Below are 25,933 nucleotides of genomic sequence, written 5' to 3' on the forward strand. Positions count from 1 at the left end.
AGCAGTTTCCTGTAAAAACTGCAAATGATAGTGATTCGCTTTTACTATTTGACCAATTGGTGGGTTTTAGAGGAATTTTCGGGTTTTGCCGAACGGTGGAAGGAGGTATTGAAAAAGGGGCAGGCCGCAGTGCTAGAAGGGGTTTTAAGCTATTGAAAAAATAGCAGAATCCTGTGCCATCGGCCATCGGCCATCGGCCATCGGCCATCGGCCATCGGCCATCGCTCACTGACTGGCTACTCGGTCTCCGCCTGGCGCTCCTGGCCCGACGCCAGTGTCTCGCCCGCGTCCTCATCGAACGCGAAGCCCACCCCGTACACCGACCGGATCCACTCCACGCCGTCGCCGCTGGCGGCCTTGAGCTTCTTGCGCAGGTTCTTGATGTGGCTGTCGATGGCCCGTTCGTTCACGTCCAGCGTGTCGCCGTAGGCCAGGTCGAGCAATTGCGCGCGCGAGAAGATGCGCCCGCTTTGCCGTGCCAGCGCCTGCAGCAGGCGGAACTCGCGCGGCGTGAGCGCCACGTGGGCGCCGCGCAGCGTGACCTGCCAGTGCGCCTCGTCCAGCGCCAGCACCGGCGGGCCGGCCGTGGCCGGCGCCTGGGCCATGCCACGCCGCAGCACGGTCTTGACCCGCGCCACCACCTCGCGCGGGGAGAACGGCTTGCAGATGTAGTCGTCCGCGCCCAGCTCCAGACCGATGAGGCGGTCCACCTCCTCGACGCGGGCGGTGAGCATGATGATGGGCTTGTCGGTGTGGCGGCGCGCCTGGCGCAGCACCGACAGGCCGTCGAGCCCCGGTAGCATCACGTCCAGCAGGGTGAGGTCGGGCGGCGTGGGGCCGGTGAGCCGTGCGAGGGCGCGGGGGCCGTCGGCCACGTGCTCGGCCTCGTAGCCGGCGTGGCGCAGGTAGTCGAGCACGATGTGGGCGATGTCGGTCTCGTCCTCGACCACGAGGATGCGCGCTGTCATGAAGGGTTCTCCAGCAAGGGCAGGGTGAGGGTGGTGCGCAGCCCGCCGAGCGGCGAGGGCTGCGCGGTGATGCGGCCGCCGTGCGACTGCACGATGGCGCGGCAGATCGCCAGGCCCAGGCCCGATCCGCCCAGGTCGCCCGTGGCGCGGGCGCGCGACGCCTCGGCGCGGTACAGGCGGTCGAACAGGCGCGGCAGGTCGTGCTCGGCCACGCCGGGCGCGGTGTCGTCGAACTGCAGCACGAGCGAGGGCGCGGGCCCGCTGCGCTCGGTCTGCGCCTGGATTTCCAGCCGGCCGCCGGGATCGGTGTAGCGCACGGTGTTTTCCAGCAGGTTCAGGAACACGCGGTGAAGCTGCTGCGCGTCGCCGCGCACCAGCGGCGGGGGCGACAGGCGGGCGAGCGCGGCCAGCCCGTGCGTGTCCACCGCGAGCTCGGCCTGGTCGAAGCGCGGCTGCATGGAGGCCACGGCCTCGGCCAGCAGCGACAGCGGGTGCACGGGCACGAGCGCGGAGGGCGCGCTGCCCGCGGCGGCATCCAGGCTGGCGCGCAGGTCGCCCACCAGCTGGATGAGCCGCATCACCTGCCGGTGCAGGCGCAGCGCGGTCTTGTCGTCGAACGGGCGCACGCCGTCCTGCACGGCCTCGATCTCGGCGCGCATCGCCGCCAGCGGGGTGCGCAGCTCGTGCGCCACATCGCCGATCCACTGCCGGCGCGAGGCTTCCATGCCGCCCAATTGCTCGGCCATGTCGTTGAAGGTGAGTGCCAGCCGGGCCAGCTCGTCGTCACCGTGCACGGCCACGCGGGTGTCCAGCCGGCCTGCCGCCACGCCGCGCGCGCCGTCCACCAGCGCGCCGATGGGGGCGAGCCAGCGGCGGGCCAGCGCCCAGGACAGCAGCAGCGCGAGCGCCAGGCCGGCAATGCCGGTCCACACCACAAAGCCCAGTTGCCGGGCGATGAAGGCACGGTCGGCCTCGGTCTCCATGTGCGAGGGCGGGCTCAGCACCAGCTCGCCGATGGGGGTGCCGTCACTGCCGCGCAGCGGCAGGCGGGCGGCATCGGGCGTGGGCCGCACGCCGGCCACCAGGCGGCCCTGGGTATCGAGCACGCCGAGCCGCTGCGACAGCATGGAGCCGGGCGGCGGTGGCGGACGGTCGCGGCCATCGGAGGCGGTGCGATCGGGCGAATAGCCATCGGGCGGCGGGCCTTCACCGGGTTCGCCGAAATCGGGCGGCGGCGGTGGTCGCTCCCGAAAGCCACCGCCGCGGCCCTCGTTGCCGGCGGTGGTGTTGTCGCCGCTGCGGCCGTTCGGGCTGGCCGTGCCCTGGGCGCTGCTGCGCAGCGCGGGGCTGTCGCCGGGGCGGCGCATCTCGCGCCACAGCTCGGGCTGGGTGCGCAGCGTCTGCCAGCCGCCATGCAGCAGGTGCATGCGCTGCAGCCGCGCGGCCAGCCAGTCCATGCGGGCCAGCTCGATCTCGGCCACGTACGGGCCCAGCCCGCGCTGCAGCCCCAGGCGCGAGAACCCCACGAAAAGCAGCAGCAGCACGGCCAGCAACAGGGTGAGCGCGAGGAAGGCTTTGCTTTGCAGCGTGAGGCGGGGCATGGGCGGCTGGTCGGGGGTCAGCGGGAGGGGGGCGGGCCGCCAGCGCCTGGAGGGGGGCCGCCGGCGGGCATGGCCACGAGGGTGCCGTTCATTGTGCGGCATGTGCCGGGCAGGGTCTTGCCGTCCGGCATGGTCAGCGTGACCGAGGCGCCCTCGGTCTGGCCCTTGCAGGCGGTGTAGGCCTCGGGCGGTGGGCCGGGGGGCTGACCGCCCGGCCCGCCCTGGGCCAGGGCGCCGCAGGTGAAGGCGGCGAGGGACAGGCCCAGGCAGAGGCCGGCGAGGGTGATGGTCGTATGGCGGGGAGGGTGCATGGTGGCGCGTGCCTTTGTTGCGGAGGGAAGAAGGCCCGGGGCGAGCCCCGGGTCGGCGGGAGGCACCGGGGCAGCCGCCCCGGTGGCGCTCAGGCGGCGATCGAGATCGTGATGGCGGCGGTGTAGCCGCCGCTGCCGTTGCTTTGCATGGTCACCATCTCGAGGTCGGTGCCGTCGCTGAACACGTTGTCGGTGGCGAAGGTGATCGCCGCCAGGTTGGACACGCTGGCGCTGTAGCCCGAATTGGCCGTGTAGATGGAGCGCAGGGTGTCCGTGGGAAACGCGAGCTGGGTGGTCTTGACCTTGTTGCTGGCCGTGGTGGCCACCGACAGGCTGGGATACACCTCCAGGTGCATGTGGGGCATGCGCCCGGCGTAGCAGCCCGGCACGATGGTGGTGAAGGTCACGGTGCCGCTCGCATCGGTGGCCTGCACGCCGCGCAGGTAGTTGGCGGCGATGCTTCGCTCGGTGTAGACCGAGTAGTCACCGCCCTGCGAGCAATGCCACAGGTAGATGGCATAGCCCTGCAGCGCCGCGCAGCTGGCACGCGTGTTGGTGAGCGTGATGGTGATGGTGAGCGGTACGCCGCCCACGGTGGTGGACGCGCCGATGTTGCTGCGGATGTCCTGGCGCACGATGCCGCTGAGCGCGAGCACGTTGTAGTTGGAGTTGCTGGCGTTGGAGCCGTCGGCGGGGTAGGGGCCGGCGGTTTCCTCGGGGACGACGGAGCAGGTGGTGTCCGTGCCGGTTCCCGTTCCGGTGCCAGTTCCCGTACCTGTGCCGGTACCCGTGCCCGTTCCTGTCCCGGTTCCAGTGCCCGTACCGGTGCCCGTACCGGTGCCCGTCCCGGTGCCCGAACTGTCGGCCACGGCGTCGGAGCCGCCTCCGCCGCAGCCCAGCAGGGTGGCGATGCCCAGGGAGCCGATGGTGCCGAGTGCCAGGCGCCGCCGCTTGTCCGCAGTGGACGCTGCGATGTCAGCGGCTGCGGTGGCCAATGGGGTGGATGTGTTCATGGTTCCTCTCCTTTTCCTTCGTTGGGGATGGAGGAACTTTGCAATCCAATTGAGGAGAAATTGAGGCGGTGCGCGCCTTTCTCCCCGTCAGGCGGGTCGGTGCATGGTGCTACTTTTTTAATAGCACCATGCCCTAGTGATCCATGCGCTGGAGGCCTTTTTCGCCTCCAGTGTGGCCGGCCTGCCCCGGCCGGCGCGCCGCTCACGCAGCGGCGAACGCCTGGGCGATGTCCTGCGTCACCGCGAGGAACCGGTCCACATCGGCCGTCGAATGGCAGTGCAGCGGCGAGACGCGCACCGCGCCCGTGAGCCCGAACGACTCCAGCATGCGGCGCGAATACAGGCTGGTGGCCGAGCGCTCGTACACCGTCACGCCGCGTGCGCCGTACTCTCGTACGGCACGGGTGCAGTCCAGGTGCGGAAAACCGATGCCGACGATCAGGTCGCGCCGGGTGAGGTCGGGGTGGTCCAGGAACACCTCCACGCCCGGCATGGCGCGCAGCCCGGGCACTGCGCTGTCGCCGTCGCCGTCGCCGCCGCCGCCGTTCAGCAGGCGCGACAGCAGCGCGCGTTCGTGCAGCTCGATGGCCGCGATGCCGGCTTCGAAGCGCGCCCGCCGGTCGCCAGGGGCCGCATCGCCGGCGGGCCCGCCCTCGGGCGCCTGCGCGCCGAGCCAGCACACGTAGTCCACGATCTCCGTCACCACGGCGAACTGCCAGGGCGCGGTGCTGCCCAGGTCCCAGAAATCGGCGGGCTTGGCCGACAGCTTGTGGTGCGGCAGGGCGGCCGCGCGGTCGGACAGCCAGGCGAAGCCCGAGCCCCGGCAGCCGAAGAACTTGTAGGGCGCGATGTTGATGCCGTCCACCGGCGTCTTCTGCAGGTCGATGAGGCCGTGCGGCGCGTGCTGCACCGCGTCCACCAGGATGTACAGGTCGGGCCGGATGGCGCGGGCCCGGGGCACGATGGCCTCCAGGTCCAGCTTGGCGCCGGAGATGTTGGAGGCGTGGATCACATTGAGCACGCTGGTGCCCTCGTCCACCAGGGCCACGATGGCGTCCACGTCCACGCCGCCGGTGGCGCGGTTGCTGGGCGCCACGCGCAGCTCGCGGCCCATTTCGCGGGCGTAGCGCTCCATGGCGTCGTACGACGAGGGGTGCTCCAGCACGGTGGTGACCATGTTGGTGCCCGGTACGTTCTGCGCCACGGCCCGCACCATCTCGAACATGGCGCCCGAGGCGGTGAGCGCGGCGTACACGCTGCCGCCCGTGGCGTTGAGCAGCAGCCGCACGTCGGCCACGCCGGCGGCCTGGATGTCCTGCAGCTCGCGCGCCGTGGCATGGATGCGCTCGGTGTTGTCCGGCACGGCATCGATCTGCGCGAAGCGCTCCACCGCCGCCTTCAGCCGGAACGAGCCGCCCGCGTTGTCGAAATACAGCCGCTCGTGGCCGTGGTGGTCGCGCTCCACCTGCAGGAAGCGCTCGCGCACTTCGCGCATCAGGGCGTCGGAGAAGAGGCGGCCCTGCGGGCAGGGTGTGGTGTTGCTGTGGCCTGCCATCACACGCCCTTGTTGCTGGGGTTGCGGAAGGCCTCGCGCACGGCGTCGGACATGGGGAAGTTCAGGTTCACGTTGCTCGGCGGGATGGGCTGGGTGAACCAGCGCGCGTACAGCCGCTCCATCTCGCCGGAGCGCATCAGGCCGGTCACCGTCTGGTCCACCAGGGCCTGGAACTGCGGATCGTTCTTGCGCAGCATGATCCCGTAGGGCTCCTGGCGCAGCACCACATCCTTGAGGATGCGGAAGTCGCCCGGGTTGGGCGCGGTGGCGATCAGGCCGGCCAGCTGCACGTCGTCGAGCACGTAGGCGGCGGCGCGGTCGCTTGCCAGCAGCAGGAAGGCATCGGCCGTGTCCTTGCCCGAGATTTCCTGCACCTCCAGGTTCTCGGCGCGCTTGTAGGTGCGCAGCAGCTGGATCGACGTGCTGCCCGCCACGGTGGCCACCGTCTTGCCGGCCAGGTCGGCCAGCGACTGGATGCCGGAGTTCTTCTTCACCGCCACGGTGATGTTGGTCACGAAATGGCTGGGCGCGAAATTCACGTGCTGCTGGCGCACGACCGAATTGGTGGTGGTGGCGCAGTCCAGGTCCACGGTGCCGTTTTGCAGCAGCGGAATGCGATTGAGCGAGTTGAGCAACGTGTACTGCACGCGCAGCGTGGGCAGGCCGAGCTTGGCCTTTACCGCCTCGGCGATCTTCAGGCAGATGTCGTTGGAAAAGCCGATGGGGTCGCCGCTGCCCGTGGGCTTGTACGAAAACGGAATGGAGCTGTCGCGGCTGCCGATGATGAGGGTGCCGCTCTCCTTGATCTTGCGCAGGGTGTCGATCTCCTGGGCGCTGGCCGCGGTGGACAGCAGGGCGGCGCAGACCACCAGGGGCAGGGTGCGGCGCAGGGCGAAGGCAAGGGGGCGGGGCAGGCGGTGCATGGCGGGCTTTCGGGAGAGGGCGCAGGGGACCTCGCGGTGACGAGGGGCTGAAAGGCATTCTCAAAGCGCCGACGCTTTTGAAAAAGCGATTTTTTGTGCTCGAATCGGATGAATAAAAGTGTTCTTAAATCCCCGCCATGATGACCTTCAAGCAACTCGAAGCGCTGTACTGGATCGGCCAGCTCGGCGGCTTCGCGCAGGCGGCCCAGAAGCTGCACACCTCGCAGTCGGCCGTGTCCAAACGGGTGCACGAGCTGGAGCTGCTCTTCGACACGCCGCTGTTCGACCGCAGCCAGCGCACGGCGCGGCTGACCGAAAAGGGCGAGGAGATGTTCGTGCTCGCCCGCAAGCTGCTGCGCCAGCGCGATGCGGCGGTGGAGCAGTTCGGCAAGCCCGGCGTGATCGAGCGGCGCCTGCGCATCGGCGTGACCGAACTCACCGCGATGACCTGGCTGCCCCGGCTGGTCGCCCTGGTGCAGCAGCACTACCCCAAGGTGACGCTGGAGCCCGATGTGGACGGCAGCCTGCCCCTGCGCGACAAGCTGCTGGCCGACGAGCTGGACCTCATCATCGTGCCCGATGCCTTCGCCGATGCGCGCCTGCCGGCCAAGGCCATCGGCCAGGTGGAAAGCGCGTGGATGTGCAAGCCCGGGCTGGTGCCGGCCGGCACGGTGCGGCTGCACGAACTGGCGCGCCACCGCCTGCTGGTGCAGGGCAACGCCTCGGGCACCGGGCGGCTCTACGACGCGTGGATGAAGGAGCGCGGGGTGGAACTGGCCGACGCCATCGTGGTGAGCAACCTCGTCGCGCTCACGGGCCTCACCGTGTCGGGCCTGGGGGTGGCCTACCTGCCCCGGCACTGCCTGGCGCCGCTCATCGCCGCGGGCATGCTGGCCGTGATCGACGTGGTGCCTGCGCTGCCCAGCGTGCCGTACGTGGCCATGCACAAGGGCGAGCACCGCAGCGCGCTGGCCGCCTCGATCATCATGCTGGCGCAGTCGTGCTGCGACTTCACGCGCGCCTTCCAGGCGCAGGCCGATGGCGCGGCGTGACGCCCTCGGGCAGCGCGTGCCCGGGGCCTGCGCGCCGCCTCAGGGCCTGGCCGCGGCGAGCGCCTGCTGGATCCAGCCGTCGAAGGTCTTCTGGTGGGCCTTGATCCAGCCGTCGGTGTGGCGCGCCACGTCGGCCGGCTGGTTCTGGCCGTTCTTCATCGCCAGGTTCTGGGCGTTGATGTCGCCCACGGGCAGCTGCATCACCTCGAACAGGCGCGCGGCGGCGGGGTTCTTCTCGGCGAAGGCCTTGTTGGCCACGATGCGCTGGGTGTTCAGCACGAAGCCGTAGTTCTTGCCGTCGGGCAGGGCGGTGTCCTGTCCGGCCTGCGCGCCCGGCAACGAAGACCGTGGCACCTGCAGCCACACCACGTCCTGGCCCGGGCGCAGCACGCCGCTCACCCAGTAGGGCGTCCAGGTGTAGTAGAGGATGGGCTGGCCCTGCTTGAAGCGCGCGATGGTGTCGGCGATCAGCGCCGAGTAGCTGCCCTGCACGTGCGTGACCGTGGCGCCCAGGCCGAAGGCCTTCAACTGGTGCTCGATCACGCCCTCGCAGCCCCAGCCGGGATTGCAGCCCGTGAGGTCGGCCTTGCCGTCGCCGTTGGTGTCGAAGAGCTTGGCGAGCTTGGGGTCCTTGAGCTGGTCGATGTGGGTGATGCGGTACTTCTCGGCCGTCTTGCGGTCGATCAGGTAGCCCTGCGCGGCGTTCTGCGAATAGGTGCCTTGGCGCCACAGCTTGGCATCGCCGCCGGCGTTCTTGTAGAAGTCCGCGTGCAGTGGGTCCCAGTGGTCCGCCATGAAGGTGGCGTCGCCGTTGGCGATCGCCACGTGGGCGGTGGCGTACTCGATCTCCTTGATGGGCTGCACGTCGTAGCCCAGCTTTTGCAGCGCGCGGCCGACCAGCAGGGTCTGGAAGGTTTCTTCCGCGATGGAGCTTTGCAGCGGCTGCACGCGCACGCCCTGGCCCGGCAGGGGTTGCGCAGCGGCGGTGCCGGCCAGGCCGACGGCCAGCGCGCTGGCGGCCAGCCAGGTGCGGGCGAGGGAGCGCGAGGGGCGGAGGGAAGGGGTGATGCAGGTCATGTGGTTGTCCTTGTTTCTGAAAGGGGATGGGCGGGGCTCAGCGGCCGGCGGTGGCCCATTGCGGGGCGGCACTGGAGCCGCCTTGCGCGCTAGGCGAGGGCGATGCCGCATCGGCTGCGGGGGCCGCCGGGGCGGCGTGGTCGCGCCGCGCGGCGAGGCGCCACACCAGGCCGGCCGGGCCGGTCTGCCACCAGTGGCGCACGCCGCGGCGCGGCTGGCCCATGGACTGGGTGATGCGGTCCAGCGTGATGGCCAGCAGCACGATGCCCAGGCCACCCACGGTCGCCAGGCCCATGTCCAGCCGGCCGATGCCGCGCAGCACCATCTGGCCCAGGCCGCCCACGGCGATCATCGAGGCGATCACCACCATCGACAGCGACAGCATCAGCGACTGGTTGATGCCCGCCATGATGGACGGCATGGCCAGCGGCAGCTGCACCTTGGCCAGCAACTGCAGCGGCGAGGCCCCGTAGGCCCGCGCGGCCTCGATCAGGTCGGGCCGCACCTGGCGGATGCCCAGATTGGTCAGGCGCACCAGCGGCGGCAGCGCGAACACGATGGTCACCACCACGCCCGGCACGTTGCCGATGCCGAACAGCATCACCACCGGCACCAGGTACACGAAGGCCGGCGTGGTCTGCATGGCATCGAGCACCGGCCGCATCACGCGCTGGGCCCGGTCGCTGCTGGCCAGCAGGATGCCCAACGGCAGCCCGATGACCAGGCAGAAGGCCAGCGAGGTCAGCACCAGCGACAGCGTCACCATGGCCTCGGGCCAGATGCCCAGCATGGCCACGAGCAGCAGCGAAACCACCGTGCCCACGGCCAGCGCGCGCCCCGCGAACTGCCAGGCGAGCACGCCGATCAGCGCGATCATGGCCAGCGTGGGCACGCTGGTGAGCAGGCCCTCCACCCAGGCCAGCGTGCCGTCGATGGGCGCGCGCACGGTCTGGAAGAACGGCCGGAAATGCGCCACCACCCACGACAGGCCGTGGTTGATCCACGACTCCACCGGCAGGCTGCCGTCCCACAGCTGGTGCAGGTGAAAGCCGCCGGCCGTGGGGTCGAAGCCCGTGGCGGCATCGCCGGGCGTGGCGCTGGCGGGGGCGTTAAGCCAGTCGGTGTTGCCCGCATCGCTGGGTGCGGTGGACGCGGCCCAGGGATCGGCCACCGCCTCGGGGGCGGGGGCTTGCTGCGCTGCGGCGGCGGGGCTGTCCCAGGGCGAGGCCGAAGCCGCAGGCGGTGCCTCCGCGGCCGGCGTCCAGGGGGTGGACTCGCCGGCCGTGGGGTTGGTGGTGGAATCGAGCGCTGGGGCGGTGGACTGGGTCATGCCGGGCTCCTTTCGGATGGTTCATTGGCGGGCGGATTGGCGATGGCGGGTGCGGGCGCGGGCGGCAACGGGTCCGGCGGCACGGGCGGCGTGTCGCGGTCGAGAAAGCGCAGCAGCGTGGTCTTGCTGATCGCGCCGCGAAAGCGGCCGCCGTCCTCCACCACCGGCAGCGGGCAGGGCGCCTGCGCCACCTGGCCGAACAGGTCCGCCACCGGCGCATCCACGGGAATGGGCACCACGCCGTCCAGATAGGCGTGCTGCAGGCCCAGCGGGCCCACGTGGCCCTGGAGCGCTGCGCGCAGCGAGTCGGCCGAGACCGTGCCCAGGTACATCCGCGCCGGGCTCACCACGTAGGCGAAGTCGCGGTCCTGCTCCTCCAGCTGCTGCAGCGCGGCGCGCGAGCCCCGGTCGCGCTGCTCCGACACCACGGTGAGCGGGCGCCGGGCGATGTCGCCGGCCTTGAAGACGGCCGCCGCGTCCACGCCGCGCACGAAGCTGCGCACGTAGTCGTTGGCCGGGTTGCGCAGGATCTCGTCGGGCGTGCCCACCTGCACCACGTAGCCGTCCTTCATGATCGCGATGCGGTCGCCGATGCGCATGGCCTCGTCCAGGTCGTGCGAGATGAAGACGATGGTGCGGCGCTGGATCTGCTGCAGGCGCAGCAGCTCGCTCTGCATCTCGGTGCGGATGATCGGGTCCAGCGCGGAGAACGCCTCGTCCATCAGCAGGATGGACGGGTCCGACGCCAGCGCCCGGGCCAGGCCCACGCGCTGCTGCATGCCGCCCGACAGCTCGTCCGGGTAGCTCTCGGCCCAGCCGGCCAGGCCCACCTGCTCCAGCGCCAGTGCGGCCTGGCGCTGGCGCTCGGGCCGGGCCACGCCCGCCAGTTCGAGGCCGAACGCGGTGTTGTCCAGCACCGTGAGATGGGGCATCAGCGCGAACGACTGGAACACCATGCTGATGTCCTTGCGGCGCAGCGCGCGCAGTTGCCGGTCGGACAGCGCGTTGATGTCCTGGCCGTCCACCAGGATGCGGCCCGCCGTGGGCTCGATCAGCCGGTTGAGCATGCGCACCAGGGTCGACTTGCCCGAGCCCGACAGCCCCATCACGACGAAGATCTCGCCCGCCTCGATGGTGAAGCTGGCGTCGAACACGCCGATGGAATGGCCGGTGCGCGCCAGGATGTCCTGCTTGCTCAGGCCCTGGCTGGCGAGTTCGAGCGCGGCTTGCGGCGCATCGCCGAAAACCTTGAACACATGTTCGATGGTGATTTGTTTGGCCACGGTGTGGGTCCTCCCTCGGTTGGAACGGGTTGAACACGCCCCGGCCGCCCGAAGACGGGCGGGGCTGCGAAGGCCTGGGCATTCGAGACCCTGATGCGGCAGCCGAACCCGGACGCCCAGGGCGCGCGGGAACAGCAGCGAAAGGGTGGGCACCGAGGTGACCGGGATCGGCCCGAATGGCACGCGAGGCGGTGCGCAAGGGCCTGGGGCGTGCCGGGAGAGGTCGGTCGGAGGACTCCCGGGGATCACGCGGCGCCGAGCCCGATGAACGGGCGGGTGCCTTGGGGCATCAGGGCCGAATGGTTCGGCCATGGGCCAGGGTGGCAGCGACCGGGCCTGGGGCCGGGCCGCCGTCTTCCTGACGGGATCCGCTCCGGTGAAAACGCCGCGTTGCGGGCCGGAAAGAGCGGATTACCTGCATCGCAGGTTGTAAAACACTCCAAAAGTATAGTTATTGGGTGTTTTTGTGTCAAAAGACCCGGGTTTGCCCGATGTGTTAATCGCGGGCGCAGCAGCGGAGCGCGGTGGATGCCGGTTTGCTATGTTTTTAATAGCATTCAGGCCAATGAGTACTATGGCAAGAGCCCCGAAAGACCCCTGTTTCGGGGCCTTGCCGGGGCTCGGTGGGAGAGGGCGTGGGCGCTCAGTGCTTTTCGTGCGAAACGTTCAGCAATTTGTCAGTGTAGGCAATGGCGATGGCGCTCAGCAGGAACACCACGTGGATGATCGTCTGCCACATCAGCACCTTCTCGTCGTAGTTGGCGGCGTTGATGAAGGTCTTGAGCAGGTGGATGGAACTGATACCGATGATCGACAGGCCCAGCTTGACCTTGAGCACCGAGGCGTTCACGTGGCCCAGCCATTCCGGCTGGTCGGGGTGGCTTTGCAGGTTGAGCCGGCTCACGAAGGTCTCGTAGCCGCCCACGATCACCATGATGAGCAGGTTGGAGATCATCACCACGTCGATGAGCGCCAGCACGACCAGCATGATCACCGTCTCGTTGAGCGCCGTGACCTCCACGCCCGGCTTGTAGCCGATGCTGGTGACCAGCGACTGCAGCGCGCCCTGGTGGCCGAACGCGGCCTCGATCAGGTGCCACAGCTCCACGAGAAAGTGCCACACGTACAGGCCCTGGGCGGCGATCAGTCCCAGGTAGAGCGGCAGTTGCAGCCAGCGGCTGGCGAAGATCAGCGAGGCCAGCGGGGTGAGGGACTTGCTGCCGTTGCGGGAAGCGGGGGGTTGCGGGAAGGCCATGGGAGGGTTTTCTTGAAAATCGCTAGAAATGAAACTCGCGCGATTCTAGAAGCACCGGCCGCTTGCCTTGTGACAGAAACCCGCCGCCTGCACAGGCGTAGCATCGGAGCCTTTGGCGGCCGCCGGCATCCGTCAGTGGCATGTAAGTGCGGCCCCCGAAAGTACCGCCAAATTATGTTGACTCCAGGAGACAAAACCCATGAGTGCGTCCTCGTCCACGATTGAATCCGTGCTGGTGGAAAACCGCGTTTTCCCACCCTCCGAAGCCCTGCAGAAGGCCGCGCGCATTTCCGGCATGGCCGGCTACGACGCGCTGTGCGCCGAGGCCGAGCAGGATTTCGAAGGCTTCTGGGCCCGCCTGGCGCGCGAGAACCTGCAGTGGGACAAGCCCTTCACGCGCACGCTCGACGCCTCCAAGGCGCCGTTCTACGAATGGTTCGCCGACGGCCAGTTGAACGCCAGCGCCAACTGCCTGGACCGGCACATCGGCACCCCGGTCGAAAACAAGACCGCCATCATTTTCGAAGCCGACGACGGCACCGTCACCCAGGTCACCTACAAGGAACTGCTGGCCCGCGTGGGGCAGTTCGCCAACGCGCTCAAGGCCAACGGCGTGCAGCAGGGCGACCGCGTGCTCATCTACATGCCCATGACGGTCGAGGGCGTGATCGCCATGCAGGCGTGCGCGCGCATCGGCGCCACGCACAGCGTGGTGTTCGGGGGCTTTTCGGCCAAGGCGCTGCAGGAGCGGATCATCGACGCGGGCGCGGTGGCCGTCATCACCGCCAACTACCAGATGCGCGGCGGCAAGGAACTGCCGCTCAAGGCCATCGTGGACGAAGCCCTGGCGATGGGCGGCTGCGACACCATCCGCAGCATCCTCGTGTACCAGCGCACGGCCACCGCCTGCGCCATGGTGGCGGGCCGCGACAAGACCTTCGCCGAAGCGCTGCAGGGCCAGAGCAGCGACTGCCCGCCGGTGCCCGTGGGCGCCGAGCACCCGCTGTTCATCCTGTACACCAGCGGCTCCACCGGTAAGCCCAAAGGCGTGCAGCACGCCACCGGCGGCTACCTGCTGTGGGCCAAGCTCACCATGGACTGGACGTTCGACCTGCGCCCGGACGACGTGTTCTGGTGCACGGCCGACATCGGCTGGATCACCGGCCACACCTACGTGGCCTACGGACCGCTGGCTGCGGGCGCCACGCAGATCATCTTCGAGGGCATTCCCACCTTCCCGAACGCCGGCCGCTTCTGGCAGATGATCGAGCGCCACCGCTGCACGATCTTCTACACCGCGCCCACGGCGATCCGCTCGCTCATCAAGGCGGCCGAAGGCGATGCCGCCGTGCATCCCGCACGCTCCGACCTGTCGAGCCTGCGCATCCTGGGCAGCGTGGGCGAGCCCATCAACCCCGAGGCCTGGATGTGGTACCACAAGAACGTGGGCGGCGAGCGCTGCCCCATCGTGGACACCTTCTGGCAGACCGAGACCGGCGGCCACGTCATCACCCCGCTGCCGGGCGCGACGCCGCTGGTGCCGGGCAGCTGCACCTTGCCGCTGCCGGGCATCGCGGCCGCCATCGTGGACGAGGTGGGCAACGACATCGCCAACGGCACGGGCGGCATCCTGGTCATCAAGAAGCCCTGGCCCAGCATGATCCGCACCATCTGGAACGACCCCGAGCGCTTCAAGAAAAGCTACTTCCCCGAAGAGCTCAAGGGCTACTACCTGGCGGGCGACGGCGCGGTGCGCAGCGCCGACCGCGGCTACTTCCGCATCACGGGCCGCATCGACGACGTGCTGAACGTCTCGGGCCACCGCATGGGCACGATGGAGATCGAATCGGCCCTGGTGTCCAAGACCGATCTGGTCGCCGAGGCCGCCGTCGTGGGCCGGCCCGACGACGTGACGGGCGAGGCGATCTGCGCCTTCGTCGTGCTCAAGCGCTCACGCCCCACCGGCGACGAGGCCAAGGCCATCGCCAAGGAACTGCGCGACTGGGTTGCCAAGGAGATCGGCCCCATCGCCAAGCCCAAGGACATCCGCTTCGGCGACAACCTGCCCAAGACCCGCAGCGGCAAGATCATGCGCCGCCTGCTGCGCTCCATCGCCAAGGGCGAACAGATCACGCAGGACACGAGCACATTGGAGAATCCGGCCATTCTGGATCAGTTGTCGCAGACCAACTGATCAGAAAGCGCCATCGGCGCGCAGCGGAGCTGCTGCCGGATTCGGGGAGCACTCATGCCGCGCGGCGGCGTGATGTGCTCACCAAAACCCTGCGATCCTGGATCTATTGGCTGAAACCAATGGATCCAGGGGGCCGCCGCAAGGTGGCCCGGCGCGAAGCGCTTCGCAGGGTTTGACGGCACTCATATCGCCCCAGGCGATGTGAGTGACGGCAAAATCCCTCATCTCGGTCACTAGCGCCAATCGACGGGCCTAAAAGCGCCGATGGCACGCAGACATTCTTTCAGACGTGGGTTTCTGTCCCATCAACACCACCGTACTTTCCCGTCCGGTGGTTTTTTCACGCCCGCCCCGCACTGTAGGACAGTGCCGGTTTCAATTTCCAGCCAGCGATAACCGCCCCCGCACAGGTTAAAAACGTCCCCCAACCGCGCCTGCCAGGCTGCGGATTTCGACACCTTCCGGGAGATTGACATGAATTTCAGAACCATCGCGCTGCTGCTCATCGTGGCCGCCATGGCCGTGCTGGCCGCGCTCAACTGGACCACGCTGGCCACCCCATCCGTCATCTCGCTGGGGTTGACCTCCTTCGAGGCCCCGCTGGGCCTGCTCATGCTGGGGCTGACCGTGTTGTTGGGCATTTTCTTCATCGCCTACGTGCTGTCGCTGCAAGGCTCGGTGCTGCTGGAGACCCGCCGCCACGCCAAGGAAATGACGGCCCAGCGCGACCTGGCCGACAAGGCCGAAGCCTCCCGCTTCACCGAACTGCGCGCGTTTCTCGAAAACCAGAACCTGCAGTCCCATTCCGCCCTGATCGCGCGCATCGATGCGCTGGAACTGCACCTGGCCCAGCGCGCCCAGGAATCGGACAACACCACAGCGGCCTACGTGGGCCAACTCGAACACCAGCTGCGCGGCACGCCCCCGCGCGTCGATTCCCGCATCGACCCGATCTGAGGTGGTGATGCGTCGGCGGCACAGCTTGCCTGCCGACCCTCCAAAACGAACGCCGCGCTGCACGGGAGCCCGTGCAGCGCGGCGTTTGCGTTGGCGTTGATCGGCAGCGCGATGGATGGATTTACTTCAGCGACAGCACCCAGGCGGCCAGCTTCTTGGCGTCGGCATCGTTCACCTGGGCATTCGCCGGCATGGGCACCGGGCCCCACACGCCCGATCCGCCCTTCATGATCTTGGCAGCCAGCTTGTCCACCGCATCCTTCTGGCCGGCGTATTTGGCGGCCACATCCTTGTACGACGGGCCCACCAGCTTCTTGTCCACCGCATGGCAGGCCATGCAGTTTTTCGAGGTGGCGAGGGCCTGGTCGGCCAGGGCCGGCACGGCCACCGACAGGGCCATCGCGAGGGTGATCAGGGTGCGCTTCATCGGGGGTTTCCTGTGGGTTGTGGGTTAGTATCCGGCTCAATGAAATTGTAGTGGCGGGGGTTGACCCCCGGCACGTAAAGTCCGTACCGCACAGGAGATCACCATGTACGCGCTGGGTCTGGGAGTGCTTCTTGTGCTGCTCAAATACCTTGAGATCGGGCCCGTGGCCCTGTGGTCGTGGTGGTGGGTTCTGTCCCCCTTCGCCGTGGCCTTTGTCTGGTGGGCCTGGGCCGACGCCACCGGCTATACCAAGCGCCGCGCGATGGAACGGATGGACCAGCGCAAGCAGGACCGCATCAACAAGAACAAGGAAGCCCTGGGCATCCAGCCGCGCAACCGCCGCTGAACGCACCGCCCCGATCGGCACCGATCCCTCCAACCAAAAGCCCGCGCGCCTGACCGGCCGCGGGCTTTGTCATTTGCAATGGCCGGCGCGCGGCCGGCCTGGATCAGTAGGCGTCCAGCACCGCGCCCTTGCTGGCGCTGGCGGCATTGAAGGCGAACTTGGCCTGCACGCCGCGCGTGTAGCGCGGAGCGGGGGGCGTCCAGCCTTCGCGGCGGCGGGCCAGTTCGGCCTCGGGCACATTCAGTTCCAGCCGCAGCGTGTGCGCGTCGATGGTGATGGAATCGCCTTCGTTCACGAACGCGATGGTGCCGCCCGCCGCCGCTTCCGGCGCCACGTGGCCCACGACCATGCCCCAGGTGCCGCCGGAGAAGCGCCCGTCGGTGATGAGGCCCACGCTCTCGCCCAGGCCCGCACCGATCAGCGCGCCCGTGGGTGCCAGCATCTCGGGCATGCCGGGGCCGCCCTTGGGGCCCAGGTAGCGCAGCACCATCACGTCGCCCGCCACGATCTTGCCGTCCAGGATGGCCTTCAGGGCCGACTGCTCGTCGTCGAACACGCGCGCCGGGCCGGTGATGACGGGGTTCTTCAGGCCCGTGATCTTGGCGACCGCGCCCTCGGGGCTCAGGTTGCCCTTGAGGATGGCCAGGTGGCCCTGCTCGTACATGGGCCGGTCGATGGGGCGGATCACGTCCTGGTCGGCGCGGGGCGCGTCCGGCACGTCCTTCAGCACCTCGGCGATGGTCTTGCCTTCGATGGTGAGGCAGTCGCCGTGCAGCAGGCCGGCGTTCAGCAGCACCTTCATGACCTGCGGAATGCCGCCGGCCTGGTGCAGGTCCACGGCCAGGTACTTGCCGCTGGGCTTGAGGTCGCACAGCACGGGCGTCTTCTGGCGCACGCGCTCGAAGTCGTCGATGGACCATTCCACGCCGGCCGCGTGCGCGATGGCCAGGAAGTGCAGCACCGCGTTGGTCGAGCCGCCGGTGGCCATGATGACGGCCACGGCGTTCTCGATGGACTTCTTGGTCACGATGTCGCTCGGGCGGATGTCCTTCTTGATCGCCTCGATCAGCACCTTGGCTGATTCCTTGGCCGAGTTCTGCTTCTCGTCGTGCGGGTTGGCCATGGTGCTGGAGTAGGGCAGGCTGATGCCCAGCGCCTCGAACGCGCTGGACATGGTGTTGGCCGTGTACATGCCGCCGCACGAGCCGGTGCCGGGAATGGCGCGCTTTTCGATCTCCTTGAGGTCGAAGTCGCTCAGGTTGCCGGCGGCGTTCTGGCCCACGGCCTCGAACACGCTCACGATGTTCAGGTCCTGGCCCTTGTACTTGCCCGGCAGGATGGTGCCGCCGTACACATAGATGGCCGGGACGTTGGCGCGCAGCATGCCCATCAGGCCGCCGGGCATGTTCTTGTCGCAGCCGCCCACGACGACCACGCCGTCCATCCACTGGCCCTGCACGCAGGTCTCGATGCAGTCGCTGATGACCTCGCGGCTCACCAGGCTGTACTTCATGCCTTCGGTGCCCATGGCCATGCCGTCGCTGATGGTGGGGGTGCCGAACACCTGGGCATTGCCGCCCGCCTCTTCGATGCCCTGGATGGCCGCATCGGCCAGCTTCTGCAGACCCGAGTTGCACGGCGTGATCGTGCTGTGCCCGTTGGCCACGCCCACCATGGGCTTCTTGAAGTCGCCTTCTTCGTAGCCCATCGCGTAGTACATCGAGCGGTTGGGCGCGCGCGATTTGCCTTCGGTGATGTTGGCGCTGCGGCGGTTGATCTGCAGGGGTTTGTTTTCCATGGGGCGTCCTTCGTGGGAGGAAATTTCGTGTCGCCGGGCCGGCCTCGGGTGGGCGGGCGGCTTTTGGGGCAGCGCGGAGTATGCGCTGTTTGATTGATTGGTTCCAATCCGTTTTCAAGAGGTCATTGATATGCTTGGCATATGAATGACGCATTGATCGAGCTGCGCGTGTGGCGCCAGTTCCTGGCCGTGGCGGAAGAGCTGCACTTCGGCCGCGCCGCGCAGCGCCTGCACATGACCCAGCCCCCGCTCACCCAGGCGATCGCCCAGCTGGAGCGCGCACTGGGCCTGTTGCTGTTCGACCGCACGCGCCGCCGCGTCGCACTCACGCCGGCCGGCGAGGCGCTGCTGCCCGACGTGCGCGAGGTGCTGGCGCGTGCCCAGGCCCTGCCGGCGCGCGCCCGGGCCGCGGCGCAGGGCGAGGTCGGGCACATCCGGCTGGCCTTCGTGTCCACCGTGGGCTTCGAGCAGTTGCCCGCCTGGGTGCGCGCCTTTCGCAGCGCCTGCCCGCAGGTGTCGCTGGAACTGGTCGAGGCCACGGGCGACGTGCAGCTGCAGTTGCTGGAGCGCGGGGAGATCGATGCCGGCCTGCTGCTGCATTCGCCGCAGTTCGCCCCGCCGGGCCTGGCCGGCCTGCGTGTGGCGCGCGAGCCGCTGGTGCTGGCGCTGCCGGCGGCGCACCCGCTGGCGGTGCAGGCGAAAGCCCCACCGCTGGCTGCCGTGCTGGCCGAGCCGCTGGTGATCTTTCCACGCCGCATCCTGCCTTCGGTGTACGACGCGATCTTCGCGCTCTACCACGCGGCCGGGCATTCACCGCAGGTGGCGCAGGAAGCCATCCAGATGCAGACCATCGTCAACCTGGTGGCGGCCGGCCTGGGGCTGGCCTTCGTGCCGCAGAGCGTGATGCAGTTCCAGCGCACCGGCGTGGTCTACCGCCGCGTGGCCACACCGCCCCGCCGGCCGGGGCCGGCGCTGCCCGAGTGCGAAACCCGGCTGGTGTGGAACGCCCCCGCGGCCGGGCCGGCCCTGCTGCGCTTCGTGGCCTTTGTGCAGGCGCTCCAGGGCACGGCGCCGGGCGAAGGAGCGGATCGGTCGAGTGGGGATGGTTTGCTATTAAATAGATAGCTGCCCGGGTAATGAAAACACCGGCGTGGGGCTTGAAAGGCTTGGAAAAAACAAAAGCGCGCACACCGCCCTGGCGTGCGCGCCTTGGCCGGGCGCAGGATCAGTCCGCGGAGGCCGATTGTGTTTGCAGGTAGTTCTGCAGGCCGACCTTGTCGATCAGGCCGATCTGCTTTTCCAGCCAGTAGGCGTGGTCTTCCTCGGTGTCGCGCAACTGGGCGAGCAGCAGGTCGCGGCTCACGTAGTCCCGCACGCTTTCGCACAGGGCCATGCCTTGCTGCAGCGCGGCGCGCACTTCGTATTCGGTGGCCAGGTCCTTGCGCAGCATCTCGGGCACGGTGGTGCCGGGGGTGAATTCCTTCGGACGCATGTCAGGCATGCCGCCCAGGAAGAGAATGCGCCGCAGCAGCGCGTCGGCGTGCTGGGTCTCTTCCTGCATCTCATGGTCGATCCGCGTGTAGAGCTTCACGAAGCCCTGGTCTTCGTAGAGGCGCGAATGGATGAAGTATTGATCGCGCGCGGCCAGTTCGCCGCGCAGCAGGTCCTTGAAATAATCGATGACCTGTGGGTTTCCCTGCATGTGTTTTCCTTGGAATCAGGGCAGGAGTATCGCGCGGCCGCCCGGCCCGCGGGTGAATGCCCCCCGGCCGGCGCTCTGCATGCGTACCGGGATCAGAAGCGTTCGCGTTGGCGGGGCTTTTCGGCAGGCCCGGGGCGCTGGGCCTGCACCACAATACGGTGGGTTCAGACGTGGGGAGTCATCACTGAATGAGAAGCCTGAAGCACCGCCCGCCCGCACCTTCGCACGCATGCCGAGCACCATGACACTGCCGGGCATCTTGCGGCGCACACTGCGGCACCTTGGCGCGGCCTGCTGGCTCACGGCCGGCATGGCTGCCCACGTCGGCGCGACCGGCGCATACGCCCTGGACTGGCCCCATGCGGGCGAAGCGCTCACCTATCGCTCCTGCGGCTGCGCCGACGCGTGCTGGGTGGCCGAGGTCCGGGACCGGCGCACGAAAGCCTTGAAGGCTCGGCTGCGGTGCGACTGCGAGACGCTTCACTACCAGCAGGCCTCTGCCGGGCCACGCGAATCGGTGGTGGGCGCTTGCGAACCCATCAATGGCAGCGAGCGCAAACCCGAGGCCCTGCGCGAACGGCTGGAGCTTTTGCTGAATCCCAAGCCCGCAAGGCCGGAGTAGGCCGGATCCTGTTCCATCGCTGAACGATGCGGGCGGTGCGGGCCACAGGCGCGCGCACCGCCGGATTGGCGGCGCCTCCATGGGGCTGCCGGTTCGGTATTTGCGCGAATGCTGCGCACCAAGGGCGGGGGATTTTCCGCCGCGTCTTAAGGTGTGTGGTTTGCGCATCGCAGGTCGCCCGATGAAGCCCTCGTCCATTGAATCGTCGTCACGGCGCCGCGCCTCCGTCGAACCGCGGGAAGGAGGGAGGGACGGGGCGGGCGGTGCCGGCGCCACCCGCTCGCCGGCATTGCGTCGGCCCACTCTCGGCCGCCCACCTGACATGCCTGCGCGGGCCGGTGCCCGTGGTTCGCGCCTTGCCCCCTCTGCGCCTCGGCAGGCTTTTGCCTTGGAGCCCCGTGGGCCGGCGATGGACCGGCTGAGAATGTCGGAAACGGCCGCGAGGGTCCTGGCCGAGCCCGGCGCGGACCGCATGATGTCGCCGTCACTCAGGATGTCGTCGGCGTTCAGGGTGGACATCGGGCCACCGATCCCCGAAAGCAAAACCCTGCAAAGGGCCATGCTCGAGGATTTTTTGAGGGATTGGGCGGGCCCGCAGACGGTGAAAGACCGCATTCTCAAGGCGCATCGAAAGGATGACTTTGTCTTGAATCTCGACAAGGCCGATCTGAACAGCCTGCCGCAGGGACTCTTTCTGCTGCCCCACCTGGGCCACATCAGCTTGAATCGCAATCCCTTGCTTCGGGAGTTGCCGTCCGATCTCGCCCACGCGCCAGGATTGTTGCGGATCCAGGCCAATGACTGCGATCTGCAGTGCTTGCCGGAGAACCTGGGTCAGGCCGCGAAGCTGGTGGTGCTGGAGGTCGGCAACAACCGGGGATTGACGGCCTTGCCCGAGTCGATGTCGGCGTTGACGGAGCTGCAGGTGCTGCAGGCGCAGGACTGCGATCTGGTTCGCCTGCCCAGGGGCGGGCTGGGGCCCGCCGTCAAGGACATCGACCTTGGCAACAATCCCCGTTTGACCGGGTTGCCCGATGCCATCGACCAAAGCCCCCGCATCGAGCGCCTGATGCTGAACCAATGCGCCCTGTCACGCCTTCCGTCCGCCGTGGGGCATCTGCCGAGGCTGAATGCCCTGGACGTGAGCGGCAATCCGGGCCTGCAGCACCTTCCCGAGGGCATCGACTTCAAGCACGTGCACATCGCCACCCGCGGCACCCAGATCCGGCTGATGGACAGGGTGCTGAGCCAGCCGCTCGATCCGCAGGTCCGTGCAGCGCAGGAAGGCCGGGTCCAGCAAGTTCGGGCGCGCTGGAGCGCCGTCCGGGAAAGGCTGGAGGCGGGCGGGCTTGGTGCAGCGCAGCAGGCCCAGGCGGCTCGCCTGGAGATCGACCGGGCCCGGATGGGGTTGTCCAGCACCGTGGAGTCCATGCCGTTGGCGGGCGACAACTGGAATGCGGCCGATCGCCAGGTCCGGGAATGGATCGCGCAGAACGAGCCGCTGGACACAGAGCACCTCAAGCGGCTCAATGCCCTGCTGGGGCAGGGCACCTGGCCCTTCGACGACCCCGAGGCCTTCGAAAAATTCGGAGCCCGGTTCGGCGCGTTCCGCCGGCAGTCGACCGGTTTTTCCCAGGGGCAGGCGGGGGCTGCGGTCGTCGATGAGCGAGAGGTCGGCGCGGAAATGGCGCACTTCGACGATTGGTTCGAAGCGGCCGGCAGGCGCGTCGAGCGCGGCGAGTCCAGTCCGGCGGAATGGGCCGCTGCCACGGTTCAGCGCCTGATCAGCATTCACCCGTTTCCGGATGCCAATGGCCGCACGGCACGGCTGGCGGGCGACTGGGTCTTGATGGGCCAGGGCCTCCCCCCGACCAGCAGCCCGAAGCAGTTGATCGCCGTGTTCTCCAGCGGGCGCAATCCCGTGGGCCCCGAAGATGCGCTGGCGTTGACCGTCGAAGGCATGGCCAGAACCGTCGAGGTGTATGAAAGGCACCTGGGCCTGGAGCCCCGGGCCGAGGGGCATGCCAGCGGCGCGGCGCACTGACCGGTGCATTGGCCATCGGCCGGCCGCCCTGCCGCGTCAGAAGTCGATGGCCGCCGACAGCATCAGCGTGCGTGGCGCGCCCACGGTCACGTAGTTGCTGACCACCCAGTAGTTCTTGTCGAACGCGTTTTCCAGGCTGGCGCGCAGCACCACGGGCTTGCCGGAGACCTTGGTGGCGTAGCGGGCGCCGATGTCCAGGCGCGTCCAGTTGCCCACGCGCAGGCGGTTGGCTGCGTCGGCATAGACCGGCGAGGTGTGGATGACGCGGCCGTTCAGGCTCAGGCCCTGCACCCAGGGCGTGTCCCAGTCCAGGCCCAGGTTGAAGGTGCGGTCCGGCACGCCGGCGGCGTTGTTGCCCTGGTTCAGGCCGCCCGCGGTGCGCGTGAGCTTGGCGTCGTTGAAGGCGGCGCTGGCCATCAGGCGCAGGCCGCGCTGGACTTCGCCGTAGGCCGTCAGCTCCAGGCCGCGGTTGCGTTGCTCGCCACCGAAGCTGTACACGTTGGTGACCGGGTCGGTGACCGCGCCGGGCTTCTTGATCTGGTAGATGGCGGCCTGGGTCGTGAGCTGGCCCCAGTCCACTTTCACGCCCACTTCGTGCTGCTTGGATTTTTGCGGGGCGAAGGTCTCGCCGGCATTGGCGGTGGTGACCCCGGCGGTGGCGCCGCGGGTGAGGCCCGCGGTGTAGTTGGCATAGACCGAGATGTTCCTCGCGGGCTTGAACACCACACCCGCCAGCGGCGTCACGGCGCTCTTGTCGTAGCGGCTGGTGGAGACGCCGGTGGTGGGCGTGAAGTTTTCCTGCTCCATGGTCTGGTGGCGCAGGCCCAGGGTCACCAGCAGGCGGTCGTCGAGGAAGGCCATGGTGTCGGCCAGCGCCAGGCTCGACTGGTCGGTGACCGAGCTCTTGCCGGGTGCGCCGCGCGCCACGGTCATGGCGGGCAGGGGCGAGGGGTTGTACAGGTTGGAGGCGTTGGTCGTGGCCGAGGTGGCGTAGAAGTAGCCCGTTTCCTGGTTCAGGTAGTTCGCGCCCAGGGCCAGCGTGTGGCCGACGCTGCCGGTCTTGAAGCGCGTGCGCAGGCCGACGTCGGCTGCCTTGGACTTCGTGTACTGGTCGTAGTAGGCGTTCGACACCCGGAAGTTGCCCAGCGCGTCGGGCCGGCCGCTGGGGAAGGTCTGCTCGTAGTCCATGTCCATGTAGCCCAGGCTGCCGTAGACGGTGGTGCGGTCGTTCAGGTCGTGCTCCAGTCGCGACATGACCGTCTTCACGTTGTCCTGCAGCTTCGTGCCGGGGTAGAAGTTGAGCCGCGCGTCGGGCACGGCCGGCACCGAGGTGGCCGTGCCGGCGAAGTTGATCTGGGGCCGGAATTCCTTGGTTTCGCCGCGCGTGGCGAAGGCGTCCAGCGACCAGCGCGTGCGGGCGCCGGCGTAGTCCAGGCCGACCGAGCCGAGGCCCAGGTTCTGCTTTCCGCCGTCGATGTTGCCCTCGCCGCCGCGCACCAGGCCGTTCACGCGCACGCCCCACTGGTTGTCTTCGCCGAAGCGGCGGCCCACGTCCAGGTGGGTGCCGAACTGCGCCTTGCCCATGTAGGTGGTGGTCAGCCGCGTGAGCGGCACGTCCGCCGCGCGCTTGGTCACCACGTTGATGCTGCCGCCGACGCTGCCGCTCGGGCCCACGCCATTGGTCAGCGCGCCGGGGCCCTTGAGCACTTCGACGCGCTCGATGGTCTCCAGCGGGATGCTGGTGGACGGCGCCAGGCCGAACAGCCCGTTCATGCTGATGTCGCTGTTGGACAGGGTGAAGCCCCGCACCTGGAAGTCGTCGCCGAAGCCGCCGCGCGAGGTGAGCGTGCGCACCGAGGCGTCGTTCATCACCACGTCCGCCACGGTCCGTGCCTGCTGGTTGTCGATCAGCTCCGAGGTGTAGTTGGTGGTGCTGAACGGCACGTTCATCAGGTCGGTGTTGCCCAGGATGCCCAGGTTGCCGCCGCGCGCGAACTGCCCGCCCGAATAGGTCTTTTGCAGGCCGCCGATGGCCTCGGCCTGGTCGGAGACGACCACTTCGTCGAGCGCCGTCCGGGCGGCGGTCTGCGCACCGGCGCCGGCGGCGGCGATGAGAAGCCCTGCGCCGACGCAATGGTGGACGAGGCGGGCGAGCGGGGTGGGGGCGAAGCGGGGTTCTGCGCGGCTGGCGTGTCGGTGCATGGTGTTCAGGAGCGGGCTTTGCGGCCGGCGGGCCGGGGTCCATGGCCAGGCCGTGAAGGGCCGGGAGAGGACCGCCGGGCGGCGGAAAGCGGTTAGAAGAATGAGAAGCGTTATCAATTATGAAGTCGCCACCACGGGTCGATCAGGGTCGATGGCCGGGTGGGCGGGACTGATGCTATTAATTAAATAGCATCGAAGGCAATCGAAACGCCGGCATGGGCCCGATTCGGCCCATATCCCGCCCGGCGGAATGCGATGACGAAGTCCTCCGGGCGGACCGCGGCGGCGCCTGGCCGGCCGGCGCGCCGCACCGTCGCCGCAGCGGCCGCCGCTCCGGGGCGCCGGCCGGAACCGTCATGCCGGGCGGGCACAATACCGCCCACCATGCTGATGTACCCCCAAATCGACCCCATCGCCCTGCAAGTGGGCCCGCTGGCCATCCACTGGTACGGCCTGACCTATCTGGCGGCCTTCGCGCTGTTCATGTTCCTCGGGGTGCGGCGCCTGCGCCACCAGCCCTTCGCCTCCATCACCGGGCCGGGCGCCTGGACGCGGCGCGACGTGGAGGACATCCTCTTTCTCGGCGTGGTGGGCGTGGTGGCGGGGGGGCGGCTGGGCTACTGCCTGTTCTACAAGCCGGGCTACTACCTGTCCAACCCGCTGGAGATCTTCTACATCTGGCAGGGCGGCATGAGCTTTCACGGCGGGCTGCTGGGCGTGATCGCCTCCATGGTGTGGTTCGCGCATTCGCGCAAGCGGCCCTGGCTGCAGGTGGCCGATTTCGTGGCGCCGTGCGTGCCGACGGGGCTGGCGGCCGGGCGCGTGGGCAACTTCATCAACGGCGAACTGTGGGGGCGCTTCAGCAGCCCGGACCTGCCCTGGGGCATGGTGTTCCCGCAAAGCGGCTCGCTGCTGCCGCGCCACCCGTCGCAGGTGTACCAGTTCCTGCTGGAGGGCGTGCTGCTGTTCGTGCTGCTGTGGCTCTATGCCCGCCGCGAGCGCCGCCAGGGCGAGGTGGCCGCAGCCTTCCTGGTGGGCTACGGCAGCTTCCGCTTCATCGCCGAATACTTCCGCGAGCCGGATGCGTTCCTGGGCATCCTCTCGCTGGGCATGAGCATGGGCCAATGGCTGTGCGTGCCGATGATCGTCGCCGGCATCGCCATGTGGGTGTGGGCGCGGCGCCAGCCGGTGCTGCAAAGGGCTTGAGGCCCCAGGGGCCTCCAGCACAATAAATACTAGGGCATATTGCTATTGAAAATATAGCAAACGCCCT

General features: G+C 68.6%; 22 protein-coding genes. 8 read left to right on the forward strand and 14 right to left on the reverse strand.

Features of this window, described 5'->3' with window-relative positions:
* Positions 1–236: 236 nt before the first annotated feature.
* The 6 genes from AVAK2825_RS12885 to AVAK2825_RS12910 all read right to left on the reverse strand — a co-directional run bounded on the left by AVAK2825_RS12885 (position 237) and on the right by AVAK2825_RS12910 (position 6,371).
* Positions 237–968 (reverse strand): response regulator, encoded by a 732-nt coding sequence (locus AVAK2825_RS12885; protein ID WP_284399108.1) that lies wholly within the window; start codon positions 966–968, stop codon positions 237–239.
* Complete coding sequence (locus tag AVAK2825_RS12890; protein ID WP_284399111.1) at positions 965–2,569, reverse strand: ATP-binding protein; 1,605 nt, start codon at positions 2,567–2,569, stop codon at positions 965–967. Before AVAK2825_RS12890 ends, AVAK2825_RS12885 begins: the two co-directional genes overlap by 4 nt.
* Before the next feature lie 17 nt (positions 2,570–2,586).
* Positions 2,587–2,880, reverse strand: coding sequence for a hypothetical protein (locus tag AVAK2825_RS12895; protein WP_284399115.1), 294 nt, complete (start codon positions 2,878–2,880; stop codon positions 2,587–2,589).
* Positions 2,881–2,969: 89 nt separating this feature from the next.
* On the reverse strand, positions 2,970–3,893 hold the full coding sequence (locus AVAK2825_RS12900) for a dioxygenase family protein (protein ID WP_284399117.1): 924 nt from the start codon (positions 3,891–3,893) through the stop codon (positions 2,970–2,972).
* Positions 3,894–4,095: 202 nt separating this feature from the next.
* Positions 4,096–5,448 (reverse strand): aminotransferase class V-fold PLP-dependent enzyme, encoded by a 1,353-nt coding sequence (locus tag AVAK2825_RS12905; protein WP_284399120.1) that lies wholly within the window; start codon positions 5,446–5,448, stop codon positions 4,096–4,098.
* Positions 5,448–6,371, reverse strand: coding sequence for an amino acid ABC transporter substrate-binding protein (locus tag AVAK2825_RS12910; protein WP_284399123.1), 924 nt, complete (start codon positions 6,369–6,371; stop codon positions 5,448–5,450). The genes AVAK2825_RS12905 and AVAK2825_RS12910 overlap by 1 nt, the downstream gene beginning before the upstream one ends.
* A 140-nt stretch (positions 6,372–6,511) precedes the next feature.
* Between AVAK2825_RS12910 and AVAK2825_RS12915 the strand changes: the two genes are divergently transcribed.
* The gene (locus AVAK2825_RS12915) at positions 6,512–7,423 is read left to right on the forward strand and encodes a LysR family transcriptional regulator (protein WP_272553302.1); all 912 of its coding nucleotides are present in this window, start codon (positions 6,512–6,514) and stop codon (positions 7,421–7,423) included.
* Positions 7,424–7,462: 39 nt separating this feature from the next.
* On the opposite strand, the gene proX is transcribed toward AVAK2825_RS12915, so the two are convergent.
* The 4 genes from proX to AVAK2825_RS12935 form a co-directional block, all read right to left on the reverse strand.
* Positions 7,463–8,500 carry a glycine betaine/L-proline ABC transporter substrate-binding protein ProX gene (gene proX / locus AVAK2825_RS12920; RefSeq protein WP_272564187.1) on the reverse strand — a complete coding sequence of 346 codons (1,038 nt, stop codon included), beginning with the start codon at positions 8,498–8,500 and terminating at the stop codon, positions 7,463–7,465.
* A gap of 37 nt (positions 8,501–8,537) precedes the next feature.
* Positions 8,538–9,830, reverse strand: a complete 1,293-nt coding sequence (proW, locus tag AVAK2825_RS12925) for a glycine betaine/L-proline ABC transporter permease ProW (protein WP_284399128.1) — start codon at positions 9,828–9,830, stop codon at positions 8,538–8,540.
* Positions 9,827–11,113 (reverse strand): glycine betaine/L-proline ABC transporter ATP-binding protein ProV, encoded by a 1,287-nt coding sequence (gene proV / locus AVAK2825_RS12930; RefSeq protein ID WP_284399131.1) that lies wholly within the window; start codon positions 11,111–11,113, stop codon positions 9,827–9,829. The genes proW and proV overlap by 4 nt, the downstream gene beginning before the upstream one ends.
* 643 nt (positions 11,114–11,756) lie before the next feature.
* Entirely contained in the window at positions 11,757–12,368 is a 612-nt protein-coding gene (locus AVAK2825_RS12935; protein ID WP_284399134.1) for a TIGR00645 family protein, read from the reverse strand.
* A gap of 199 nt (positions 12,369–12,567) precedes the next feature.
* Between AVAK2825_RS12935 and acs the strand changes: the two genes are divergently transcribed.
* Both acs and AVAK2825_RS12945 read left to right on the forward strand, forming a co-directional pair.
* On the forward strand, positions 12,568–14,562 hold the full coding sequence (acs, locus tag AVAK2825_RS12940) for an acetate--CoA ligase (protein WP_284399138.1): 1,995 nt from the start codon (positions 12,568–12,570) through the stop codon (positions 14,560–14,562).
* A gap of 474 nt (positions 14,563–15,036) precedes the next feature.
* The gene (locus tag AVAK2825_RS12945) at positions 15,037–15,519 is read left to right on the forward strand and encodes a LapA family protein (RefSeq protein WP_284399141.1); all 483 of its coding nucleotides are present in this window, start codon (positions 15,037–15,039) and stop codon (positions 15,517–15,519) included.
* 121 nt (positions 15,520–15,640) lie between these two features.
* Here AVAK2825_RS12945 and AVAK2825_RS12950 read toward each other — a convergent pair whose 3' ends face one another.
* Positions 15,641–15,946: a c-type cytochrome gene (locus AVAK2825_RS12950; RefSeq protein ID WP_272564181.1), complete on the reverse strand. Its 306-nt coding sequence runs from the start codon at positions 15,944–15,946 to the stop codon at positions 15,641–15,643.
* A 103-nt stretch (positions 15,947–16,049) separates the two neighbouring features.
* Here AVAK2825_RS12950 and AVAK2825_RS12955 point away from each other — a divergent pair, with 103 nt between their 5' ends.
* Entirely contained in the window at positions 16,050–16,292 is a 243-nt protein-coding gene (locus tag AVAK2825_RS12955; RefSeq protein ID WP_284399149.1) for a TIGR04438 family Trp-rich protein, read from the forward strand.
* A gap of 103 nt (positions 16,293–16,395) precedes the next feature.
* Here AVAK2825_RS12955 and ilvD read toward each other — a convergent pair whose 3' ends face one another.
* Positions 16,396–18,090, reverse strand: coding sequence for a dihydroxy-acid dehydratase (gene ilvD / locus AVAK2825_RS12960; RefSeq protein WP_272564179.1), 1,695 nt, complete (start codon positions 18,088–18,090; stop codon positions 16,396–16,398).
* 141 nt (positions 18,091–18,231) lie between these two features.
* On the opposite strand from ilvD, the gene AVAK2825_RS12965 reads away from it, so the two are divergent.
* Entirely contained in the window at positions 18,232–19,215 is a 984-nt protein-coding gene (locus AVAK2825_RS12965) for a LysR family transcriptional regulator (protein WP_284399151.1), read from the forward strand.
* A gap of 100 nt (positions 19,216–19,315) precedes the next feature.
* On the opposite strand, the gene bfr is transcribed toward AVAK2825_RS12965, so the two are convergent.
* A complete protein-coding gene (bfr, locus tag AVAK2825_RS12970) occupies positions 19,316–19,792 on the reverse strand; it encodes a bacterioferritin (protein ID WP_272548335.1) in 477 nt (158 codons plus the stop codon).
* A gap of 241 nt (positions 19,793–20,033) precedes the next feature.
* Between bfr and AVAK2825_RS12975 the strand changes: the two genes are divergently transcribed.
* Both AVAK2825_RS12975 and AVAK2825_RS12980 read left to right on the forward strand, forming a co-directional pair.
* Positions 20,034–20,414, forward strand: coding sequence for a hypothetical protein (locus AVAK2825_RS12975; RefSeq protein ID WP_284399155.1), 381 nt, complete (start codon positions 20,034–20,036; stop codon positions 20,412–20,414).
* A gap of 322 nt (positions 20,415–20,736) precedes the next feature.
* Positions 20,737–22,458, forward strand: coding sequence for a Fic family protein (locus tag AVAK2825_RS12980; RefSeq protein ID WP_284399158.1), 1,722 nt, complete (start codon positions 20,737–20,739; stop codon positions 22,456–22,458).
* Positions 22,459–22,494: 36 nt separating this feature from the next.
* On the opposite strand, the gene AVAK2825_RS12985 is transcribed toward AVAK2825_RS12980, so the two are convergent.
* On the reverse strand, positions 22,495–24,660 hold the full coding sequence (locus AVAK2825_RS12985) for a TonB-dependent receptor (protein WP_284399160.1): 2,166 nt from the start codon (positions 24,658–24,660) through the stop codon (positions 22,495–22,497).
* Between the two features lie 384 nt (positions 24,661–25,044).
* Here AVAK2825_RS12985 and lgt point away from each other — a divergent pair, with 384 nt between their 5' ends.
* Positions 25,045–25,866: a prolipoprotein diacylglyceryl transferase gene (gene lgt / locus AVAK2825_RS12990; RefSeq protein WP_284399163.1), complete on the forward strand. Its 822-nt coding sequence runs from the start codon at positions 25,045–25,047 to the stop codon at positions 25,864–25,866.
* Positions 25,867–25,933: the final 67 nt, after the last annotated feature.

Source organism: Acidovorax sp. SUPP2825 (assembly GCF_030158995.1).
Lineage (GTDB): Bacteria > Pseudomonadota > Gammaproteobacteria > Burkholderiales > Burkholderiaceae_C > Paracidovorax.

Bases quoted from the DNA above. Each gene is read 5' to 3' on its own strand.
- proX (WP_272564187.1), bottom strand. From the start codon at position 8,500: ATGACCTGCATCACCCCTTCCCTCCGCCCCTCGCGCTCCCTCGCCCGC.
- acs (WP_284399138.1), top strand. From the start codon at position 12,568: ATGAGTGCGTCCTCGTCCACGATTGAATCCGTGCTGGTGGAAAACCGC.
- AVAK2825_RS12905 (WP_284399120.1), bottom strand. From the start codon at position 5,448: ATGGCAGGCCACAGCAACACCACACCCTGCCCGCAGGGCCGCCTCTTC.
- AVAK2825_RS12915 (WP_272553302.1), top strand. From the start codon at position 6,512: ATGACCTTCAAGCAACTCGAAGCGCTGTACTGGATCGGCCAGCTCGGC.
- AVAK2825_RS12980 (WP_284399158.1), top strand. From the start codon at position 20,737: ATGCCTGCGCGGGCCGGTGCCCGTGGTTCGCGCCTTGCCCCCTCTGCG.
- AVAK2825_RS12885 (WP_284399108.1), bottom strand. From the start codon at position 968: ATGACAGCGCGCATCCTCGTGGTCGAGGACGAGACCGACATCGCCCAC.
- lgt (WP_284399163.1), top strand. From the start codon at position 25,045: ATGCTGATGTACCCCCAAATCGACCCCATCGCCCTGCAAGTGGGCCCG.
- ilvD (WP_272564179.1), bottom strand. From the start codon at position 18,090: ATGGAAAACAAACCCCTGCAGATCAACCGCCGCAGCGCCAACATCACC.
- AVAK2825_RS12945 (WP_284399141.1), top strand. From the start codon at position 15,037: ATGAATTTCAGAACCATCGCGCTGCTGCTCATCGTGGCCGCCATGGCC.
- AVAK2825_RS12975 (WP_284399155.1), top strand. From the start codon at position 20,034: ATGACACTGCCGGGCATCTTGCGGCGCACACTGCGGCACCTTGGCGCG.
- AVAK2825_RS12895 (WP_284399115.1), bottom strand. From the start codon at position 2,880: ATGCACCCTCCCCGCCATACGACCATCACCCTCGCCGGCCTCTGCCTG.
- AVAK2825_RS12890 (WP_284399111.1), bottom strand. From the start codon at position 2,569: ATGCCCCGCCTCACGCTGCAAAGCAAAGCCTTCCTCGCGCTCACCCTG.
- AVAK2825_RS12910 (WP_284399123.1), bottom strand. From the start codon at position 6,371: ATGCACCGCCTGCCCCGCCCCCTTGCCTTCGCCCTGCGCCGCACCCTG.
- AVAK2825_RS12935 (WP_284399134.1), bottom strand. From the start codon at position 12,368: ATGGCCTTCCCGCAACCCCCCGCTTCCCGCAACGGCAGCAAGTCCCTC.
- AVAK2825_RS12955 (WP_284399149.1), top strand. From the start codon at position 16,050: ATGTACGCGCTGGGTCTGGGAGTGCTTCTTGTGCTGCTCAAATACCTT.
- proW (WP_284399128.1), bottom strand. From the start codon at position 9,830: ATGACCCAGTCCACCGCCCCAGCGCTCGATTCCACCACCAACCCCACG.
- bfr (WP_272548335.1), bottom strand. From the start codon at position 19,792: ATGCAGGGAAACCCACAGGTCATCGATTATTTCAAGGACCTGCTGCGC.
- AVAK2825_RS12985 (WP_284399160.1), bottom strand. From the start codon at position 24,660: ATGCACCGACACGCCAGCCGCGCAGAACCCCGCTTCGCCCCCACCCCG.
- AVAK2825_RS12900 (WP_284399117.1), bottom strand. From the start codon at position 3,893: ATGAACACATCCACCCCATTGGCCACCGCAGCCGCTGACATCGCAGCG.
- AVAK2825_RS12950 (WP_272564181.1), bottom strand. From the start codon at position 15,946: ATGAAGCGCACCCTGATCACCCTCGCGATGGCCCTGTCGGTGGCCGTG.
- AVAK2825_RS12965 (WP_284399151.1), top strand. From the start codon at position 18,232: ATGAATGACGCATTGATCGAGCTGCGCGTGTGGCGCCAGTTCCTGGCC.